This window comes from Aquicoccus sp., assembly GCF_041686535.1.
Classification (GTDB): domain Bacteria; phylum Pseudomonadota; class Alphaproteobacteria; order Rhodobacterales; family Rhodobacteraceae; genus Aquicoccus.
Genome location: NZ_JAWLDS010000020.1, coordinates 1 through 19,430 on the forward strand (window position 1 = coordinate 1; position 19,430 = coordinate 19,430).

The window sequence follows — 19,430 nt, forward strand, 5'->3', positions numbered from 1 at the left end:
GCTCGTTCGGGGCGGTGCTGGAAAAGCTGTCGCGCCCGGAGGCGCCCGTGGTGGCGCAGGATCTTTCGCAGCGCAACTATTTCGGGCGTGACCGGCGGCCCGCGGTGGCGGGGCGGATCGATTTCGCGCACCCCGCCGAAGAGGTCGTGCGGATGGTGCGCGCGCTCGATCACGGGCCATACTGGAACCCGCTCACCGCGCCCAAGTTCGAGGTTGCGGGGCAGGTTCTGCTGGCACGCGGCGCGCGCATCCCACGCGAACCGGCAGGCGCGGCGGCGCCGGGCACGGTTCTGGAGGTGGATGACGATGCGCTTCGCGTGGCGACGGGCACGGTGCCGGTCGTGCTGCAGGGGGTTACGGCGATCTGCGGCGGGGTGGTGGACCTGCCGGCGCTGGTGGCCGAGGGTGATGTGCTGGCCGCTCCCGATGCGGACGAACGTGCCCGGCTGGAGGCGGCGATGGCGCAGGCGGCGCGTGGCGATGCGCATTGGCGGGCGCGGCTGCGCGCGCTGGTGCCGGCCGAGGTGACGGGCGGCGCAGCGCCCGAGGCGGCGGGTTATGTCCCGCTGGAAACCGGTCTCGGGACGGATGAGGTGCTGCGGCTGGCGGCCGGGCTTGCCGCGGCGTTGTCGCAAACGGGTGTTGCCGATCTGGCCTATGCCGCGTCGGGGGCGGAACCTGCGCAGGGATATGTCAGCCGCTGGGTGCCGTTGCGCGCCGGCGATGACCCGGAAACCGCGCGCAAATATCCCTGTTTCGCGCTCGATATCCAGGCGCGCGACCGCGAGATCGGGCGGGTCGAGATGCCGCGGATCGGGCTGGCCGATGCGGGCGGATTGATCGCGGGCACGGCCCTGACCATCACGCCGGGGGCGATCCATTTCGATGGCGTGCGTGCGGGCGCGGCGCTGGCCCGGCTCTGGGCCGCGCGGCTGGAGCATCTGGCGCGGGTGCCGGGGGTCCTGGACATGGCGCCCGAGGCGCTGCCGGTGTTGCCCGATGCCGAGCTTGACCTGGTGGTCAACGGCTGGAACTCCACCGAAACGGAGTTTGATCCCGATCTTTGCATTCATCACGCCTTCGAGGCGCAGGTTGCGCGCACGCCCGAGGCGACCGCGCTGGTGTTCGAGGGCGAGAGCCTTAGCTATGCCGAGTTGAACGCCCGCGCCAACCGGGTCGCGCATGTCCTGCGCGACATGGGCGTGGGGCCGGGCGCGCTCGTCGGGCTGGCGGTGGAACGCTCGCTGCATCTTCTGGTGGGGGCCTTGGGCATCCTCAAGGCGGGCGGGGCCTATGTGCCGCTCGACCCGGCCTATCCCGCCGACCGCATCAAGCTTTATGCCGAGGACAGCGGCGCGCCCGTGATCGTGACCACAGGTGCCACGCAATCCGTGTTGCCGGATGGCACGGCGGCGCGGCTCGTGCTCGATACCGATCCGCGGATCGCGTCGGCCCCGGAAGGCAATCCCGACAGCGAGGTGCGTGGCGCGGACCTTGCCTATCTGATCTACACCTCCGGTTCGACCGGCAAGCCCAAGGGGGTGATGGTCGAGCATCGCAACGTCTCGAATTTCTTTGCCGGCATGGATGCGCGCATTCCGCACGAGCCGGGCAGTGTCTGGCTGGCGGTGACGTCGCTGTCGTTCGACATCTCGGTGCTGGAGCTGTTCTGGACGCTGGCGCGGGGTTTCAAGCTGGTGCTTTCGGGCGAGGAGAGCCGCGCGCTGGTCAGCCACGGGCGGATCGCGATGACCGGCAAGGGCATGGATTTCGGCCTGTTCTACTGGGGCAACGATGACGGAGAGGGCAAGCAGAAGTACCGGATGCTGCTGGAAGGGGCGAAATTCGCCGATGCAAATGGCTTTTCCGCCGTCTGGACGCCTGAGCGGCATTTCGCGGCCTTTGGCGGACCCTATCCGAACCCGGCGGTGACGGGCGCGGCCATCGCGGCGGTGACGCAGAACATCGCGGTGCGCTCGGGCTCTTGCGTGGCGCCGCTGCACCATCCGCTCAGGATCGCCGAGGATTGGGCGGTGATCGACAACCTGACCAACGGGCGCGCGGGGCTGGGCATCGCCAGCGGCTGGCAGCCCGACGATTTCGTGTTGCGCCCGGAAAACGCGCCGCCGAACAACAAGACGGCGATGTTCGACACGATCGAGAAGATCCGCGCGCTGTGGCGGGGCGAGACGGTGGAATTTCCCAATGGCAAGGGCACGGAGTGCGCCGTTCTGACCCAGCCGCGGCCGGTGTCGCGGGAATTGCCGGTCTGGCTGACCATCGCGGGCAATCCGCAGACATGGCGCGAGGCGGGCGAGATCGGGGCCAGTGTGCTCACCCACCTTCTGGGCCAGTCCATCGACGAGGTCGGCGAGAAGATCGGGATCTATCACGACGCGCTGCGCGGGGCCGGGCATGACCCCGAAGACTTCAACGTCACCCTGATGCTGCATACCTATGTCGCCGAAACCCGCGAAAAGGCGCGCGAGGTGGCGCGCGGGCCGATGAAGGACTACCTTGGCGCGGCGGCGGCGCTCATCAAGCAATATGCCTGGACCTTCCCGGCCTTCAAGAAGCCCAAGGGGGTGGACAACCCCTTCGATCTCGACCTCGACACGCTGACCGAGGAAGACCTCGACGGGATCCTCGAATTCGCGTTCCTGCGCTATTTCGAGGATTCGGGGCTTTTCGGCACGGTCGAGGATTGCCTTGACCGGATCGAGCAACTCAAGCGGATCGGCGTGACCGAGATCGGCTGCCTGATCGATTACGGCATCGACCCCGACCTGGTGCTGGAGGGGCTGAAACCGCTGGCCGAGGTGCATCGCCGGGCCAACCTCTCCGAGGGCATGGCCGACGACGATTTCTCGATCGCGGCACAGATCATCCGCCACGGGGTCACGCATCTGCAATGCACGCCCAGCCTGGCCCGGATGATCTCCATGAACGAGGAGGCGCGGCTGGCGTTGGGGCGTGTGAAGCACCTGATGATCGGGGGCGAGGCGCTGCCCGGGGCGTTGGTGGACGAGTTCGCGCAGATCACCGATGCGCATATCGAGAACATGTATGGCCCGACCGAGACCACGATCTGGTCAACGACCGAGACCGCGCAGGGCGGCGAGGGCGTGGTCAATATCGGCACGCCCATTGCCAACACGCAGGTTTACGTGCTCGGCGATGACATGCAGCCGGTACCGGTTGGCGTTGCCGGTGAGCTCTGGATCGGCGGGGCCGGCGTCACCCGCGGATACTGGCAGCGCGAGGCGCTGACCGAAGAGCGGTTCGTGCCGAACCCGTTCCACGGCGGGCGGATGTATCGCACCGGCGATCTCGTGCGCTGGCGCGCCGATGGGCGGCTCGATTTCCTGGGTCGGGCGGACAACCAGGTCAAGCTGCGCGGCTATCGCATCGAGTTGGGCGAGATCGAGGCGCGCCTGCATGAACAGCCCGGCATCCGCCAGGCGGTGGTGACGGCGCGCGAGGACAGCCCCGGCGACACGCGGCTGGTGGCATACCTGCTTTCCGACGGGGTCCTGGACGAGGCCGCGTTGCGCGTGGCGCTGGCGCGCGATCTGCCCGAGTTCATGGTGCCCGCGCATTTCGTGCGGCTGGATCAGTTCCCGCTGACACCCAACCGCAAGGTGGATCGCAACGCGCTGCCCGCCCCGATGCGGACGGTCCCGCCCGAAGCGGCCACCGCGCCGGATGACGGCAGCATCGAGAGCCGCATTGCCGGGGTCTGGACGCATGTTCTGGGCGTCGAGCGGATCGGGGCGAAGGACAGCTTTTTCGATCTTGGCGGGCACTCGCTCCTCGCCGTGCAGGCGCATCGCGAAATCCGCGAATTGTGCGCGGTGCCGAAGCTGGCGATCACCGACATCTTCCGCTTTCCCACGCTTGAAGGGCTGGCCGGGCGGGTCAGGGAAATGGCCGACGACGCGCCGCCCGGGCCGAAGCCAGGGCCGGATACGCGACCGGAGCCGGTTGTGGCAGCGGGTGACATGCAGTCGCGCCGTCGCGAGATGCGGGCCAAGCGCAGGATGGCGAGAACCTGAGATGGCGCTGGATAGCGACCCCCTGGCGGAGCTTGCCACCGCACTTGAACGGGTGCTGCCGCCCGGCGTGGCGATGGCGGTCGAAGACCCGGCGGCGCCGGAGGGGGGCCTGTTTGCCGTTGAGGCCGAGGCCATGTCGCGGGCGGTTCCGGCCCGACGGACCGAGTTCGCCGCCGGGCGCCGGGCCGCGCATCGCGCGATGGCGCGGCTGGGCCTGGCGCCCGCGCCGGTCGCGATGGGGCCGGATCGGGCCCCGGTCTGGCCGCGCGGGCTGATCGGGTCGATCTCGCACTGCGAGGGGGGCTGCGCCGCGCTGGTGGCGCGGATGGCTGACATGCAGGCGGTTGCGGTCGATCTCGAACCCGATGCGGACCTGCCCGATGACCTGCTGCCGGTTGTTTGCTCCCCGGCCGAACGTGCCTGGCTGCGCGATCTGGCGCCCGCAAGGACCGGGCGGATGGCGCGGCTGATCTTCTCGGTCAAGGAATGTGTTTACAAGCTGCAATATCCCCTGACCGGAAAGATAATGGAATTCAGCGATATCGAGGTCGAAATTGACCTTTCGCATCAACGTTTCTCGGCCCGGCTTGCAGCGCATGGCACGAAGCACGCGCCACCCTGGACACTGGCCGGGCGGTTCGGGCAGGCCGGCGGCGTGATGTTCTGCCTCAGCTTTGCCCGGTAAGTACCTGTAATAGGGAAATTGCAGGGCCGAGTTCGCCGCGCAACAGAAACACAGTGTTTCCGGGATTCTTGTTAAAATAGTGGCCAAATTGAGGCGGAGGGGTTAGGTTCGCCTCAACCACGTCCGTGCCGACAGGTCTGGCTGTCTGCCGTGGCTATGCCGCATGTGCAGGACGGACGTGAGAGGACAATGCCAAATTTCTGCGGGGGCAGGGAATTTCGCCAAGGATACGGGGTTTGGACGATGGGCCAGATTCAGTCGGTTGGAGATGTTCTGGGCCTGCTGCGGCGGCACGTGATGTTGATCCTGGTCGTGTCGTTTCTGGGCAGTGCATTTTCGGTCTGGTGGGTACTGAACCAGCCGCGCCTTTACGAGGCGACGGCGGTGGCGCAGATCGAGGCGGCCACGGTGGCGGATGCCGAGGGCAGCCCGTTGGCGGGCACCAGCGCGGATCAGCGGCTGCGCCTGCTGGAGCAACAGCTCATGGCGCGCGACAACCTGGTCGAGGTGATCGAGCGGTTCGGGCTTTATGCCGAAACCGAGCTGTCGCGCAGCCGCAAGGTGGCGCAGCTGCGCGAATCGGTGCGGATCACCCAGATCACCGATCCGAACGTGCCGCCCGGCATGACGCGCATCCCGACGGGCATGAGGATCGCCGTGACCCATAACGACGCGGAGGCGGCGGCCGACGTGGCCAATCATTTCCTGTCGCAACTGGTCGAACGCAATCGCGAACGTCGGTCCACCGCGGCGCTGCGCAATCTTGAATTCTTCGAGTCCGAAGCGCAACGGATCGAAGCCGAGATGGCGGCGCTGGAGGAGCAGATTGCCGATTTCAGGGAAGAAAACGCACGCTATCTCGGAGAGGGGATCAGCGCGCAGCGCGATGAACTGGGCACCTTGCGCTCGACCCTTCTCGAGATCGAACAGAGGATCATCGAGCTGGAGTCGTCGCGCACCCGCCAACGCGCCGAGGTGATCGAACGTCAGCGCGCGCTGCTCGAGGAACAGCAGGCGCTGATCGAGGCGCGGATTGCCCAGATCGAAGAGGCGATCGCCAGTTCACCGGAAGTCGAACGGCAGTTCGGGGTGCTGAACCGGCAGCTGGAGCAATTGCGCGAGCAATACGATATCGTGACCCGCCGTGCGACCGAGGCCGAGATGGGCCAACTTCTTGAAAGCCAGCAGAGAACCGAGCGGATCGAAGTTCTCGAAAACGCACTGGTGCCGGAAAACCCGGTTTCCGGAAGCCGCACGAAGCGCGCGGCGCTGGGCGGGGGCATGAGTCTTGTGCTGGGGCTTGCCATCGCCTTTCTCATCGAAATGCTGAACCCGGTGATCCGCACGCGGGCGCAGCTTGAACAGGCGCTGAACGTCAAGGCGGTGGTGGCAATCCCGAGACTGGAGACCCCGCGCCAACACCGCCGCCGCTGGGTCTTGCTGCTTTCGGTCCTGTTGGCGCTGGGTGCGGTGCTTGTGCTTGGCTGGCAGGTGATACGCGATGCGGTGGAGGCGGTTCTCGGGGCGCTTCAGCGGCGCCGGACCCAAGCCTGACCGTGCGGCGCCGCGCGCGTCAGTAGCCGTAGCTGTAGGCCATCGCGTCATCGGCTTCGGCCTGGTTGAGCACGACGCCGAGGAGTGGAACATCTTCGCCGATGCGGCGCATGGCTTCGTGCACCTCGTCGGGTCTGGTCTGCCCGCCCCCGATGATCATGAGGATACCGTCGAAATGATCCTTGAAGGCGATCACGTCGTCGAAGGCCAGTGCCGGGGGCAGATCGTAGAGCACGATGTCGGGGTCGAGTTCGTCCATCATCCGCGAAAGGGCGATCGCGGTTTCGGGCGCCTGAAGCAATTCGGCGGCATAGGATTCGACCCGCTCATTCATCGCCACGGCGAGATTCGTGCCGATATTGAGCGCGTTGCGGCCCAGCCGCTTGAACGCCTCGGTCACACCGGTCCGGCCACGCAGGAAATTCCCGATGCTGCCGGGATCATCCACGCCAAGAACCGTCGCGACGGACGGGTTGCGCATGTCCATGTCCATCAGGATGGTGCGGTGGGTTTCATACCGCGAGAGCGAAATGGCCAGGTTCACCGCCGTGAACGTCTTGCCGCAATCGCGGGTGGGCGAAGTGATCGCGACGCGTTTCCAGTCATGCTCGGCAAGGGTTCGCACCAGGCGGGTGCGCAGCACATCGAACGCCCCGTGGGCGGGATCGTGGCGGGTGGCCGTGATGATCAGATTGCGTTCGAGATGCCCGGCATCGACGGGTATGGAGGCCAGCCGCGGCCATGAGCGCCCGGGCATGGGCAGCGGTTCGGCGGACGGCGCCGGGGGGGCTGTGTCCTGATCCTGTCGATCACTCTCTCTCGGCGATTCCCGCGATGGTTCGGCCGGGGTGGTGCCCTCGGGATCGAGCGGCTGCGCAGCCTCGCCCAATTCGACCGTGCCCGCGTCGTCCGAGGTGATCTCGGCGGCCTCTTCCGACAGGTCGATGTCATCCCGCCGGGCGGGCGGGTATTCGTCGGGTGCGGCCGCGGCGATTTCGGCGATCAAACGGTCCCGCGCGGCCCGGTCGAGCCGGCGCCGCGTCTTGCGGGTCAGGGGGCGGTCATCAGACATGGCAGACCCCCGCCCGGATCGACGGATGGCAAAGCCCGCAGTTCTGTCGCGTCGCGCCTGTCACTCTCATGTCCTGCCATTGCACGCCCGTCGGCTTTGGGCGTTACCACGGAATTCTCCGTCTTTTGCCCCGATAAAACAAGGAAATGGGGCCAAATTATGCCTATTGTTCGGAAACACGCATCAAAACCCCATCAGGTTGGCGCGCGTGATCGCCTGGTCGACAAAGCGCGCGCGGTCGGTTTCGGGTTGCCAGCCCAGCACTGCCTTTGGCCTTGAATTGTCGAAGGGCGAGAGATGCGCGCGGCTTTTCCAGTCCTTCAGGGATGCGCGGCTGAGCCCCTTGCGGCGCAGAACCCGCGTCTTGAGCAGGAATTTCACCGCGTCGGCGGCGTGGAACACCCAGAGCGGGCCGGGTGAGACGCGGATACGCGCCCCGAGCGCCCGGTGGATCGCTTCGAAATAGCCCCGCGCCGAGAGCATCGGCTCTCCCACGAGGTTGAAGCTCTGGCCCGCGGCTCCTTCGACCTCGATCATCCGCACCAGCGCCTCCGTGCAGTCGTCGATCAGCACGAAGGGCAGGATGTTGCGTCCATGGCCCCAGATCCGGACCGCGCCCGCCCCGTGCCAGCGCCCGATGCCCCAGTGCTGCAACGGGCCGCCATGGCCGACCACGATCCCCGGCCGGGCGATCACGATCTCGATTCCGCCCCCGTGCAGTTCCATCAGTTGGCGTTCGCTTTCGGCCTTGGAACGGGCATAGATGTTGCGCGCCTCCAGCGGGCCGAAGCCGGTGTCCTCGGTAATGGTCTGGCTTGGGTCGGACATGTCGTAAGAGGCGATCGTGCCGGTATAGATCAGCCGCTTGACGCCTGCGTCGCGCGCTGCGCGGGCGATGCGCAGGCTCACCCCCACGTCGTTTTCAAGCGCGGCCTGCCATGTCGTGTCGAGCGATTTGGCGAGGTTGTAGACATGGGTGATGCCCTGCATCGCCTCGCGCAGCGCGTCCTCGTCGTAAAGCGAGGCGCTCACGGTCTCGACGTGGTCGGCGATATCGTCGAACGGGCCGCTGGACCCGCGCGAGAGCACGCGCACATCATGGCCGCGCGCCACCAGCGCGCGGGTCAGGGCGCGGCCGATAAAGCCGGTGCCGCCGATCACCATCACGTCGGGTTCGGGCTTGCCCCCGGGGCGGGGCAGTTCGGGGTCGGGGCGCAGCCGGGCCAGCGTCGCGTCGATGGCCTCCATCACCTGCACGGCGCTTTGAGCCGAGAACCGCGCATCAGGCGCGTGGCCTGCGCGGATCGCGCCATAAGTCGCGGCGCAAAGGCCGCGGAACGAAAGGCCATAGGGCGATTTCTGGTTGAGCGAGGTCAGTTGGCGCGCGGCGTTGCGCGTGCCTTCGCGCAGATGCGCCCAGGATCGCGCCAGTTCGGCGCGCAGCGGGTTCACCACCAGGTCCGAGGCGTTGGGCCGCGCGATCACCAGTGTGTCATTGGCATAATCGAGACGCGCCAGGCCCGAAGATCCGCGCAGGCGAACCGAGCGGTCGTCATGGGTTTCCACGAGGCTGAGCGTCAGGGTTACGTCCACTCCGCCGGCCCGGGCAAGGATGCGCCAGGATTGCGGTCGCGTGCCGCCCCCGGGCAGGGCGATCTCCTTGCCGGTTTCCAGGTGCAGGATCTCGGCCGGGCCGAACAGGTCGGTCATGAAGGCAAAGAGATGCGGGCCCAGTTCGAGCAGCAGGTTGCGGCTTGCTCGCAGGGGCCAGATGCCGAACGGCCCCGCACGCAAGGGGGCAAACGGAAAGGCCCAGGTGATCTCGGCGGTGGAGATACGGCCCAGTTGCCCCTCGGCCAGCGCGGTTTTCAGCCGTTGGTAGGAGGGCAGCCCGAGGAAATTGTGCCCGGGGGCGAACTGCACCCCGCGTGCCTTGGCGGCCTCGGCAATCTCGCGTGTCTCGTCGGCACCCAGCGCAACCGGCTTTTCCACCAGCACATGCAGCCCCGCCTTTATGCATTTCATGGCCAGCGGGTGATGAAGATGCGGCGGCGTCAGGATATGCACCGCATCGACCGCGCCGGCGGCGAGCATGTCGTCGAGATCGGTGAAGGCCTGCACGCCATATCCATCGGCGATCCCCCGCGCGGCGCTGGAGGACGGATCGCAGACGGCGGTGAGCTCAACGCCCTCGGTCGCGCGCAGCGCATCGGCATGCCAGCTTGCAATATACCCCGCCCCGATCAGGCCAACCCGTGTCTTTGCCATGCCGATCCCTCGACCCCTTACTTGTACTCGATTATTTCCATGTCCCAGCCGCGTCGCTTGCGCTTGTGATAGCGCATCGCACCGATGAGGTTGGGAAATTTCGACAGGAAAAGCAGGACCGAATGCCGCATCGCGGTCGCCAGCGGCAGACCGGCGCGGCGCAATCCCCGGACCGTGCGCACATAGGACAGCGAATAGAGTGCCAGCACGGCCAGGAGGAGTGGCCATGACATCACTGCACCCACGATCGCCAGGAAGGGCAGGACCGCTCCGAAAAGCCAGACCCGGCGCCGCTCCTTGACGAAATGGCCGGGGTGAAGGTCGCCCACCTGGGCAAATCCGTGACCCGAGCGGATCGCGCGTTGCCACCATTGGGCAAAGCTGTGCATTGCGGCGTCGTGATGCGTCATCGGCAGGGGCAGGCGATGAACGCGAAAGCCTGCGTCGCGCACGCGCACGCAAAGCTCGTCATCCTCGGCGGCGATGACATGCGGGTCGAACCCCTCCAGCCGGGCAAAGAGGTCACGTCGCACCATCATGTCGCCGCCGCAGGCATCTATATCGCCGGTCGGGCGGTGCCATTCATATTCGCACATCTCGTTGTAGATGCTGGCATGGGGCTCGATCTCGGCGCGCCAGCCGGTGATGATGCCGATATCGGGCGCCTCGTCCAGCGCGCGTGCCGCATGGGTCAGCCAGCCGGGTTCCAGCGTGCAGTCGCCATCGACGAATTGCACGTAGTCGGGCGGCGGCAGGTCGGCGGTCAGCACCGCGAACCCCGCATTGCGGGCACGCGCGGCGGTAAAGGGTTCGCTGGTGTCGAGCAGCACGACCTCGGCTCCGGCCTTGCGGGCCTCTTCGACCGATTCGTCTGTCGATCCGGAATCGACATAGACGAGCCGCCTTGCCTCGCCCTGCATCGAGGCCAGGCAATTGACAAGCCGCTGGCCCTCGTTGCGACCGATCACCACGGCGCCGATCACGGGATCTCTGGTGGCGGGTTTCGTCATGCTTGCGGCTCCGGGCGTTTCGGGGGGCGGGGTGCCCCCGGTATTGCATCGGCGACAAAGAGAGAGGCCAGGCGTGCGGCCTCGATCCGGCTGTCGAAGTCGCGGGCGACGATGGCGCGGCCCCGCGCCGCCATGGCGCGCGCGCGCTGGGGATTGTCAAGGACTGCGGCGATGGCGCGGGCCAGCGCGTCGGAATCGCCCGGTGGGCAGAGGTGCCCGGTCTCGCCGTCGCGCACCAGTTCGGGAATGCCCGCGATCTGCGTCGTGACGACGGGGGTTTCGCCCGCCAGCGCCTCCATCAGCACCACGGGCAGCCCCTCGGCAAAGCTGGGCAGGACGAGCAGATCGCTTTGCCCCAGCCTGTCGGCCACCTCGGATTGCGAGCGGTAGCCCAGGAAAGCGACCTTGTCGGCAAGGCCCAGATCGCGCGCCTGCGCCTCAAGCGCGGTGCGGCCCGGCCCGTCGCCGATGATCGACAGTCCGGGCGCATCCGGACCCATCCGGGCCAGCGCGTCAAACAGCACCGGCAACCCCTTGACCGCCGCCAGCCGCCCCACGAAGAGCGCCTGCCGCCCGTCGCGTCGTGGCGCGCGGCCATAGCGGGCGGGATCGACGCCACAATGCACGACATGCAGCTTGCCCCAGTGATCCGGTGCCGAAAACGCCATCGCCTGCGAGCGGCAGAACTCGGATATGCACGACACGAACGCCGCGCGGCGGATCTTCTCGTCAAGGCGCCAGTGAACCGGTTCGTAAAAGATGTCCGGCCCGTGCAGGGTAAAGGAATAGGGGATGCCCGACATCTCCGACGCCAGCATCGCGACGGTGCAGCTCGACTTGGCGATGTGGTTGTGCAGGTGGGTGACGCCCTTGCGTGCCATGTGGCGGGCCAGAAGCGCAGCCTCGGCGAAATAGATCAGTTGGTAGAGCAGGGCACGCGTGCCTCCCGGCGCCGTCCGGATGGCCAGTGTCAGTGCCCGCAGCCAGCCGCCGGGGCGGCGCAAGAGCCAGTGAAAATGCGCGCCGACGAGGCGGGCGGGGTTCTTCGCCGCCTCAAGCACGTGAAAGGTGCGGGCCGCTTCGGCTCGTTGTTCCTCGCCCACGTGATGCTCGGCCCCGGTGCGGCGGATCGAGCAAGTTTCGACCGCAAGACCGGCGTCGCGCAGTCCTGCGACTTCGCGCTGGATGAACGTGTCGGTGGCGCGCGGATATTCGCCGGTGAGATAGGCGATCTTCATGCCCGTGCCTCCAGCGCGTCGCACATACCCTGATCAAAGCGCGTGGGCGTCCAGCCCAGAACGGCCTTGGCATGGTCGTTGGAATAGCGCGCCGGGCGCATCCGCGCGCGCAAGGGGCGCGGGCGCAGAAGGCCCGGCAGGCGCGTTGCGAGGCCGGGAACACGGCTCAGCCCCGTGGCCAGCCGGTCGAGGAAGCGCCACGAAAGCGGCAGCACGATGGCGGGTGCCTTCGGGCCGAGCGCAGAGAGGAACCGCGCGCGGTCGGGCAGGTCGTCATCGACAAGGATCACAGGTTGCAGACCCGGGCCGGGCGGGTCGGTCTCGGCGGCGAGCACCAGCGCCTCGGCGCAGCTTTCGACCGAGACGAGCGGGATCTGCCCCGCGTCGCCCAGCCGGACCAGCAGCGGCCCCAAGCGCGGCCCCAGATGCGCGTTCCACAGCCGCCCCGGCCCATAGACCGCCCCGGGCCGCGCGATCCATCCGCCGAGCCCGGCACCCTGCAACATCTCTTCCTGCGCGAGCTTGGCGCGGGTATAGGCATCGCGGGCGTCGGGCGCCTGTTCCAACGGGCCATTCTCGTCGATCAGCGCGTTCTCGGGCAGGGCGTCCGCATCGTGAACGGCAATCGAACCGACCAAGACCAGGCGGGGCATTGGTGCCGTGGTGGACATCGCCTGGATCAGGCTCCGGGTGGGGGCGAGCGTATCGCGCTCCATCGCGGCGTCGTCGCCACCGAGGGCTGCGGCGCAATGGATCACCGCGTCGACATCCTTGACGGCCTTTGTCAGCGCACCATTGTCGCGCCCGAGATCGAAGGCGATGCATTCCACATCCGGCATTCCGGCAAACGGTGCACAACTTTGCCGCACCAGCGCGCGCACCTTGTGGCCACGCGCCAGCGCCGCCTCGACCGTCCGGCGCCCGATGAACCCGCCCGCGCCAGTCACCAGCAGGGTCATTGTGCCCATGGCATCGGCTCCGGCTTGTCGCAGCGGCTGGCAATCTCCATGGCGCCGGCGCGTCCCGCGTTCTGGATCGCCAAGGTCACCTCGGTCAGGTGCAGCGCGAAGTCGCCGGCGAGACGCGCCGCGCGCCCCTCGGCGATGGCGTCGAGCATCTCGGCCGGACCAAGCGCGAAATTCATTGCCGCGGCGCCGCGGCGTTTGACCTTTGGATGGGTTGGACCCTTGGGTTTGATGCGCTGGCCGAGGGGGCTCTCCAAAAGGCGGCGGCGAATGCGCAAGCGGCGGTGGAAACGCACCGGGGCGGCGTTGTTCCACGCCTCGCCCACCGACAGCACGCCCTTGTCGCCGATCACCCGGATCCGGTGGTCATGCGGGGCCGCGATCGAGCAGGTCAGCCGCGCGGGCGGCCCATCCTCGAAAAACAGGGTCGCCACCGAGAAATCGGGCGTGCCGCTGGCGCCCCCCGGCTTGTCGGGCAGGGCTTCTGCGCTGGCCGCAACGAGATGCGTGACCGGCCCGAACATGTTGATCAGCCAACTGAGGTAATAGCCCGCATGCTCGAGGGTGCAGCCAACGCGAAACTCGTCCCGATACGGCCAGGGCGCGCCGCTTTCGCTGATCCAGTCCTGCACGGGGGCCTGTGGAATGAACCCGTCGTCAAGCTCGGCATAGACAAGGCGCGGCGCACCGGCAACGCCGTCACGCAGGGCGTGGGCCAGCATCTGCGACGCCTCGCCCAGCATGGACGAGGGCGCCGAGGCCAGTTGCAGCCCGGCGTCGCGGGCCATCCGTGCCATCTCGCGCGCCTCGTCAAGGCTCAGCGCCATGGGCTTTTCGCAAAACACGTGGTGCCCGGCCGAGAGCGCGGCACGGTTGATCGCGCCGTGCGATGCCGGATTGGTCAGGTTCAGCACGAGCCCGCCCCGGGGCAGCGCGGCAAGGGCACGGTCCAGGTCGGGATACCCGGGAATATCCCAATGCGTGCAGAAGGCTTGCAACCGCGCGCCGTCGCGGTCATGCGCGCCGACGATATGCACACCCGGAAAGGTGGCAAGCCCTGTCATGTAGAGATCGGCGACAAAACCGCAGCCGACAATAACAACCGATTTCATTGCCGCCCTCCAAGGCATGACGGCGCCGCCCGAAACCGGGTTCGGGCAGGGAAAACGGGGAATGCGGCCATATTGATCCGCCTCATGGCTCTTGTCATCTCGATCAGGCGGCTTCAGAACATCGAAAGTTGTCATTACTGGGGCGATACCCGATCGTAGGGTGCTGATACCGGAAAATGCCATGAAAAAACATAGGATTCCAGACAGCGGCACAACCGGAGGAGGAGACGCGTGAAGATTCAGGTCGCAGAGGGGGAAATCGCGGTCAATCTGCACGACACCGGGGCGCTGATCGATGCCGTTCGGAGTCGGCTGCGGGCCGGCGAGGGCTTTGCATTGGCCACGGTCAATCTCGATCATCTTGTGAAACTGGGCCAGGATTCGGATTTTCGCGCCGCCTATCGGGCCCAGGATTTCGTGGTCGCAGACGGCAATCCCATCGTCTGGCTGGCGCGGCTGGCGGGCGAGCGTCTGTCTCTTTTGCCGGGGTCGGACATGGTTGTGCCGCTGGCGCGGCTCGCCGCCCTGGAGGGCGTGAAACTGGGCCTTGTCGGCTCGACCGACGAGAGTCTTGCCGTCGCTGGCGCGGCGCTCGAAGAGAGGGTGCCGGGCCTCGAGATCGCCGCGCGAATCGCACCGCCCATGGGTTTCGACCCGGATGGGCCGCAGGCGAGTGAGATCCTGCGCGATTTGCAGGCGGCGGAGGTGGGGCTGGTCCTTCTGGCGCTGGGCGCGCCGAAACAGGAAAGGCTGGCCGCGCGCGGCCGGGCCGAGGTGCCAGACATCGGGTTCGCGTCGATCGGCGCGGGGCTTGATTTCCTGTCGGGGGCGCAAAGGCGCGCGCCGAGATGGGTGCGGGCGATCGCGATGGAATGGGCGTGGCGGATGTTCAGCGCACCCGCACGTCTCGTGCCGCGCTATGCGCGCTGTTTGGCGATCCTGCCGGGGCATATGTGGCGCGCCTTGCGGATGCGCTGGCGAGGATGACCGCGGCCGTTGCGTGCCGGGCGCGGGTCGGGCAGAGCTCAAGCCATTGGAAAACTGAGTATTTCTGGCAAGATGAAGGGGTCAGTCGAGACGCCGGAGAGGTCTGCGCCGCCCCAGCAGCCGATCCTTGATCCGTCCCTTGAGACCGCGCGGCGGAGGAATTTCGATGGCCTGCTCGAAGCTGGTGCCGGAAAGGTCAGGATCGTGCCAGAGCGCCAGTTCGACGCCCCATTTCGCCGATTGATCGGGGGCGAGCCCGTCGGGAATGCCCATGCGCGTGGCCAGCATCCCGGGCATCCAGTCGGAAATGACGATGTCGGGAAAGCGATCGGCCAGGTCGGCCACGACTGCGCGGGTCAGGATGCGCGCGGCGCCCTTGGACACGGAATAGGCCGCCGAGGCGGGAAGCGGGTGCAGGTCGGCAAAGGTCGCGACGTTGAGGATGCGGCCGAATCCTGTCTCTGCCATCCGGTCGAGCGCGAGGCGGGTGGCGGCGAAGGTGCCGCCGAGATTGACATTCACGGTTTGCATGAAGCTTTCGGGGGTTTCGTCGAAAATGTCGCAACGCGGATAGAGCGCCGCGTTGTTGATCAGCAGGGTGAGGGGGCCGAGCGCGTCGGCCTCTTCGAACGCGTGTCGCAGGCTGTCGAAATCGCTCACATTCGCGATGACGGGCGTGATCCGGCCCGAGCCGTTTGCCGTTTCGGCAAGGCTTTGCGCATCGCGCCCGACTGCCGCGACCCGCATCCCGCGCGACGCCAGCGCGCGCGCCAGCGCCCGGCCCAACCCGCGACCCGCGCCGGTGACAAGCGCCACGCCCGATTTCACCCTGTCGTCATCACGCGCCATTGCGTCCCTCCCGGTTTATCGCATCGGCCACCCGCAGCGCCTGCGCGGCGATGCTGAGCGAGGGGTTCACCCCCATCGAGGTCGGAAAGAACCCCGCATCCGCCCCCCAGAGATTGGCGACGTCATGCGCCCGCCCGTCGCCACGCAGCACCGCGCGTGCCGGGTCATCGCCAAAGCGCATCGTGCCGGAAGGGTGGCCGAAATTCAATTCCGGCCGGCGGGTCAGGAACATCTTGCGCTGGCCGCGCAGGGCGCGCGCGATCTCGCGGCGGAAGAGGCGACGGCGGGCGCGCAACTCGTCATGGATGCGGTAGTCGATCGCGATCTCGTCGCTGTCACCCTCGGGTGGCAGCACCCGGTTGTCGTCATAGGGCAGGTCTTCGAGCAGGCCGACGAAGATCTTGGCAGTGCCCAGAAGCTTGGCCGCGATTGCCGCCGGAATACGGCTGAGGCCCGCCGCACCGGGAATGCGGCCCAAGCCGGAGTTTTCGACCAAGCCCCTGAGATACCAGGCTATTTCACCGTAGGAGGCGGCCACGCCCATGGCCTGCACCATGCCCAGCCGCTGCCCCTCGCGCCAGTAGAGATCGCGCAGGCCAATCGCCTTAGACGGGCTTGGGTCAGTGCCGCCGGGCCAGATCGCGAACATCTCGTTGAGATGGAACATCAGGCCCCGCCCTACCAGGCCACTGGTATTGGCCACACCCTGCGGGAACGTTTCGCAGGAAGAGGCGAGGCAGAGCCGCGGAGAGCCGAGCGCGCCACCGGCGAGCACGACATGATCGGCCGTGAGGGTCAGCACCTCGCCCGCGCGCCGCACCTCGAGCTCGGTGATGCGCTGGCCGTCGCCGAGAAGGCGCGTGACCGCGCAGCGGTCGAGCAAGGCCGCGTTGCCGGTGGCCAGCGCCGGTTCGACCCCGGCGGAGCGTCCATCCATCTTGCACGCATGCGGGCATTTGAAGCCAAAGCACCCCTTGCAGCCGGGCAGATTGGCGATGGCGGAGTGCAGCGCATAGGGGTGCAGCCCCTGCGCGCGCAGCCGTTCGGTCAGGTGCTGATCGCCCCGCGACAGGGGCGGCGGCGGGGCGAGGTTGGGGCAGGGTGTTTCGGACAGGGGGTCGGGCGTGCCGCAGACCCGGTAAAGCGCCTGCGCCCGGTCGAGCCATGGCGCGAACTCGGTCCATGACACGGGCCAGCCGCCGGTCGGGTGCGGGCGCGCTTCGGAATGGTCGAGGTCATGCGGCTCGGGCCGCTCGAGCGTGGCGGCATAGAACACGGATGATCCGCCAAGGCCGGCGCCAAGCGGGGCGAAGAACCGGGCCTCGCGCCCGTCCACCCTGGCGCGCAACTGTCCGGGCCAGAACCCGCGCGCGCTCCGCGCCTCGGGCACGAAGATCCCGGGCGAGAGCGGTGTCTGCTCGGACCGGTGCCCGGCAGGGCCCTTTTCGACGAAAAGCACCTTGCGCCCGGCTTCGGCCAGCGCCCGGCCCGTGGTGCCGCCGCCGATCCCGGTGCCGATCACGATCACGTCCCAATGCCGTTGCGTGATTTCCCGGCTCATGGTCCTGCCCTTTCGAAGACGGGTTCAAAAAGCGGTGCCAGTGCCCGCGCGGCGCGGTTGGTCAGGTGGTTGTTGTCGAAATACCAGCTTTCGCCATCCTGCATCACCGTGCATTCCGACGCATCGCACAGTTTCGGCCAAGGGTCGATCAAGTGCAGGTCTCCGGCTTCGAGCCACGGCGCAAAAAGCGCCTCGCCCGGCGCGGCCCGCGCCTCGGCCTGATCGCGAGGCAGCGAAAGCGGCGCGTTCTCGGGGGTGAGCTGCCCATGCGCAAGCTGTCGCGCCACCGTGCGACTGTCGTAGAACGGTATCTCGGGCGGTTGGCGCAGCACGAAGATCCGCTCGAAGTTCTGTTCGAGAACGGGCAGGCTTGCCTTGAGCGCGTTGCTGAACACCTCCGCGTTGGTCCCGCCGTCATGACCGGCCAGCGCGATGGTGTTCCGCGCATCCCGCCCGACGCCCGTGCCGGTGGCGTAGTAGGACCAGCGCCCCACCAGCAGAAGATTCTGTACGGAATCCAGCGAGGCGAGCCCGGCGCGGATCGTGGCATTGGCAATGGTGCAGGCCGCATCATCGGCCGGCGTGGCATAGCTCTCGCGTTTCTCGATCCCGAAAAGCGGCGGGCAGCCCGCCCGCCAAATCAGGAGCGCGGGCGTGTCCGCCTGATGCGCGGCCTGATCCAGTCCTTCTTTCATGGCGCGCAGGTGGCTGTCGCCCCAGATCACGATGCGTGGCGCGCCCTCGGGCCCGATGGGGCAGAGTTCGACCCAGGCAAAATGGCCCTCCGTGGCCGTCTGACAGCGCGAGAAATCCTGAAGGAAATCGGCCGAGGCCGCGATATGGGTCCGGGTCTCGGGGCCGAACCGCCCGGGCACCCCGTCCTTGACATAGGCCAGTGCGCCGATCGCCAGCATCGCCCCCGTGGGCAGTGCCAGCGCGCCCAGCACCGGCCAGCCGCGCGCGCCCTCGATCCGTCGGAACGGCAATTCGACATAGCGCCACGAGACCACTGCCAGCCCGAAGGAAAGCACCATCCAGCCCGCGGCCTCCCACGGGCCGGCATAGCCGTCGCGCCAGTATTTCGACAGGACCAGCACCGGCCAGTGCCAGAGGTAGAGCGAATAGGAAACCTGTCCGATGAACACCGGCAAAGGGGCCGAGAGCGCCCGATTGACCGGGTTGGCCTGCCGCCCGTTCAGGATCAGCAAAACCGTACCCGCCACCGGAATCGCCGCCTGCCAGCCCGGAAACCCGCCCGGTTCGATCCACAACAGCCCGCCCAGCACCAGTACGAGGCCCAGCCAGCTCAACCCCGGGTGCCAGGAAAACCGCGCCTGCCGCGATTGGCCATGGATCGCCAGCAATACCCCGGCCAGAAGCTCCCACGCGCGGAAAGGGAAAAGGTAAAAGGCGGTGGTCTGGCTTTGTGGCGTGATCCAGACCGATGCGGCGAAAGAGGCGGCAAAACCGACGATCAGCGCCCAGAGCAGCACCCGCCGCGACGCCTTGAGCAGCAACATCACGAGCGGCAGCAGGATGTAGAACTGTTCCTCGACCGCCAGCGACCAGGTGTGCAACAGTGCTTTCATATCCGCACCGATGTCGAAATAGCCCTCGCCGCGCCAGAATAGCACGTTCGAGAGATACACCGTGGCTGCGATCAGCGACTTGCCGAATTCGCGGAACTCGAAAGGCAGGAACACGACCCATGCGGCCATGGCCGTCACGCCAGCCATGGCGAAATAAGCCGGGGCAAGCCGCTTGACCCGCCGGATATAGAACCGCGCCAGGTGCAGTCGCCCGTTCTCGGACAAGTCACGCCACAGGATGCCGCCGATCAGGTAGCCCGAGATGACAAAGAACACGTCGACCCCGGCAAAGCCCCCTGCCATACCCGGCACGTCGAAATGGTATAGCACGACCGCGAGGACCGCGATCATGCGCAGCCCGTCGATCTCGGGCCGATAGGTGGGGTGAGGCAGGCTCGAAATGGTGCTCTCCGGGGTTGGTTCGCGAAATGGCAATGATGAACGTGGCATTTAATGCCGGAAAGGGGCAGAAATTGCACCGCTTC

13 protein-coding genes are annotated in these 19,430 nt (G+C 67.2%); 4 read left to right on the forward strand and 9 right to left on the reverse strand.

Annotated features, from left to right (window positions below):
* The 3 genes from ACESL9_RS06790 to ACESL9_RS06800 form a co-directional block, all read left to right on the forward strand.
* Positions 1 to 4,055: MupA/Atu3671 family FMN-dependent luciferase-like monooxygenase (locus ACESL9_RS06790; protein WP_372674632.1), on the forward strand; the 4,055-nt coding region annotated here is incomplete at its 5' end.
* Position 4,056: 1 nt separating this feature from the next.
* On the forward strand, positions 4,057 to 4,740 hold the full coding sequence (locus tag ACESL9_RS06795; protein WP_372674633.1) for a 4'-phosphopantetheinyl transferase: 684 nt from the start codon (positions 4,057 to 4,059) through the stop codon (positions 4,738 to 4,740).
* 243 nt (positions 4,741 to 4,983) lie between these two features.
* Positions 4,984 to 6,294, forward strand: a complete 1,311-nt coding sequence (locus ACESL9_RS06800; protein ID WP_372611179.1) for a GumC family protein — start codon at positions 4,984 to 4,986, stop codon at positions 6,292 to 6,294.
* 19 nt (positions 6,295 to 6,313) lie between these two features.
* Here ACESL9_RS06800 and ACESL9_RS06805 read toward each other — a convergent pair whose 3' ends face one another.
* The 6 genes from ACESL9_RS06805 to ACESL9_RS06830 all read right to left on the reverse strand — a co-directional run bounded on the left by ACESL9_RS06805 (position 6,314) and on the right by ACESL9_RS06830 (position 13,959).
* On the reverse strand, positions 6,314 to 7,366 hold the full coding sequence (locus tag ACESL9_RS06805) for a CpsD/CapB family tyrosine-protein kinase (RefSeq protein WP_372611177.1): 1,053 nt from the start codon (positions 7,364 to 7,366) through the stop codon (positions 6,314 to 6,316).
* Positions 7,367 to 7,549: 183 nt separating this feature from the next.
* The gene (locus tag ACESL9_RS06810) at positions 7,550 to 9,634 is read right to left on the reverse strand and encodes an NAD-dependent epimerase/dehydratase family protein (protein ID WP_372611175.1); all 2,085 of its coding nucleotides are present in this window, start codon (positions 9,632 to 9,634) and stop codon (positions 7,550 to 7,552) included.
* A 17-nt stretch (positions 9,635 to 9,651) separates the two neighbouring features.
* Positions 9,652 to 10,644: a glycosyltransferase gene (locus ACESL9_RS06815; protein ID WP_372611173.1), complete on the reverse strand. Its 993-nt coding sequence runs from the start codon at positions 10,642 to 10,644 to the stop codon at positions 9,652 to 9,654.
* Positions 10,641 to 11,882, reverse strand: a complete 1,242-nt coding sequence (locus ACESL9_RS06820; protein WP_372611171.1) for a glycosyltransferase — start codon at positions 11,880 to 11,882, stop codon at positions 10,641 to 10,643. The genes ACESL9_RS06815 and ACESL9_RS06820 overlap by 4 nt, the downstream gene beginning before the upstream one ends.
* Positions 11,879 to 12,850 (reverse strand): NAD-dependent epimerase/dehydratase family protein, encoded by a 972-nt coding sequence (locus ACESL9_RS06825; protein WP_372611169.1) that lies wholly within the window; start codon positions 12,848 to 12,850, stop codon positions 11,879 to 11,881. The genes ACESL9_RS06820 and ACESL9_RS06825 overlap by 4 nt, the downstream gene beginning before the upstream one ends.
* Entirely contained in the window at positions 12,838 to 13,959 is a 1,122-nt protein-coding gene (locus tag ACESL9_RS06830) for a Gfo/Idh/MocA family protein (protein ID WP_372611167.1), read from the reverse strand. The genes ACESL9_RS06825 and ACESL9_RS06830 overlap by 13 nt, the downstream gene beginning before the upstream one ends.
* A 231-nt stretch (positions 13,960 to 14,190) precedes the next feature.
* Here ACESL9_RS06830 and ACESL9_RS06835 point away from each other — a divergent pair, with 231 nt between their 5' ends.
* Positions 14,191 to 14,946: a WecB/TagA/CpsF family glycosyltransferase gene (locus ACESL9_RS06835; RefSeq protein ID WP_372611165.1), complete on the forward strand. Its 756-nt coding sequence runs from the start codon at positions 14,191 to 14,193 to the stop codon at positions 14,944 to 14,946.
* An 81-nt stretch (positions 14,947 to 15,027) separates the two neighbouring features.
* On the opposite strand, the gene ACESL9_RS06840 is transcribed toward ACESL9_RS06835, so the two are convergent.
* From ACESL9_RS06840 to ACESL9_RS06850, 3 genes are read right to left on the reverse strand one after another with little or no spacing between them, the layout of a single operon-like run.
* The gene (locus ACESL9_RS06840) at positions 15,028 to 15,795 is read right to left on the reverse strand and encodes an SDR family oxidoreductase (protein WP_372674634.1); all 768 of its coding nucleotides are present in this window, start codon (positions 15,793 to 15,795) and stop codon (positions 15,028 to 15,030) included.
* A complete protein-coding gene (locus tag ACESL9_RS06845; RefSeq protein ID WP_372611161.1) occupies positions 15,785 to 17,356 on the reverse strand; it encodes a GMC oxidoreductase in 1,572 nt (523 codons plus the stop codon). The genes ACESL9_RS06840 and ACESL9_RS06845 overlap by 11 nt, the downstream gene beginning before the upstream one ends.
* Positions 17,353 to 19,395 carry an acyltransferase family protein gene (locus tag ACESL9_RS06850; RefSeq protein WP_372674635.1) on the reverse strand — a complete coding sequence of 681 codons (2,043 nt, stop codon included), beginning with the start codon at positions 19,393 to 19,395 and terminating at the stop codon, positions 17,353 to 17,355. The genes ACESL9_RS06845 and ACESL9_RS06850 overlap by 4 nt, the downstream gene beginning before the upstream one ends.
* Positions 19,396 to 19,430: the final 35 nt, after the last annotated feature.

What these genes read in the sequence shown, in the direction of transcription:
- ACESL9_RS06795 (WP_372674633.1), top strand. Translation starts at nt 4,057, where the DNA reads ATGGCGCTGGATAGCGACCCCCTGGCGGAGCTTGCCACCGCACTTGAA.
- ACESL9_RS06800 (WP_372611179.1), top strand. Translation starts at nt 4,984, where the DNA reads ATGGGCCAGATTCAGTCGGTTGGAGATGTTCTGGGCCTGCTGCGGCGG.
- ACESL9_RS06805 (WP_372611177.1), bottom strand. Translation starts at nt 7,366, where the DNA reads ATGTCTGATGACCGCCCCCTGACCCGCAAGACGCGGCGCCGGCTCGAC.
- ACESL9_RS06810 (WP_372611175.1), bottom strand. Translation starts at nt 9,634, where the DNA reads ATGGCAAAGACACGGGTTGGCCTGATCGGGGCGGGGTATATTGCAAGC.
- ACESL9_RS06815 (WP_372611173.1), bottom strand. Translation starts at nt 10,644, where the DNA reads ATGACGAAACCCGCCACCAGAGATCCCGTGATCGGCGCCGTGGTGATC.
- ACESL9_RS06820 (WP_372611171.1), bottom strand. Translation starts at nt 11,882, where the DNA reads ATGAAGATCGCCTATCTCACCGGCGAATATCCGCGCGCCACCGACACG.
- ACESL9_RS06825 (WP_372611169.1), bottom strand. Translation starts at nt 12,850, where the DNA reads ATGGGCACAATGACCCTGCTGGTGACTGGCGCGGGCGGGTTCATCGGG.
- ACESL9_RS06830 (WP_372611167.1), bottom strand. Translation starts at nt 13,959, where the DNA reads ATGAAATCGGTTGTTATTGTCGGCTGCGGTTTTGTCGCCGATCTCTAC.
- ACESL9_RS06840 (WP_372674634.1), bottom strand. Translation starts at nt 15,795, where the DNA reads ATGGCGCGTGATGACGACAGGGTGAAATCGGGCGTGGCGCTTGTCACC.
- ACESL9_RS06845 (WP_372611161.1), bottom strand. Translation starts at nt 17,356, where the DNA reads ATGAGCCGGGAAATCACGCAACGGCATTGGGACGTGATCGTGATCGGC.
- ACESL9_RS06850 (WP_372674635.1), bottom strand. Translation starts at nt 19,395, where the DNA reads ATGCCACGTTCATCATTGCCATTTCGCGAACCAACCCCGGAGAGCACC.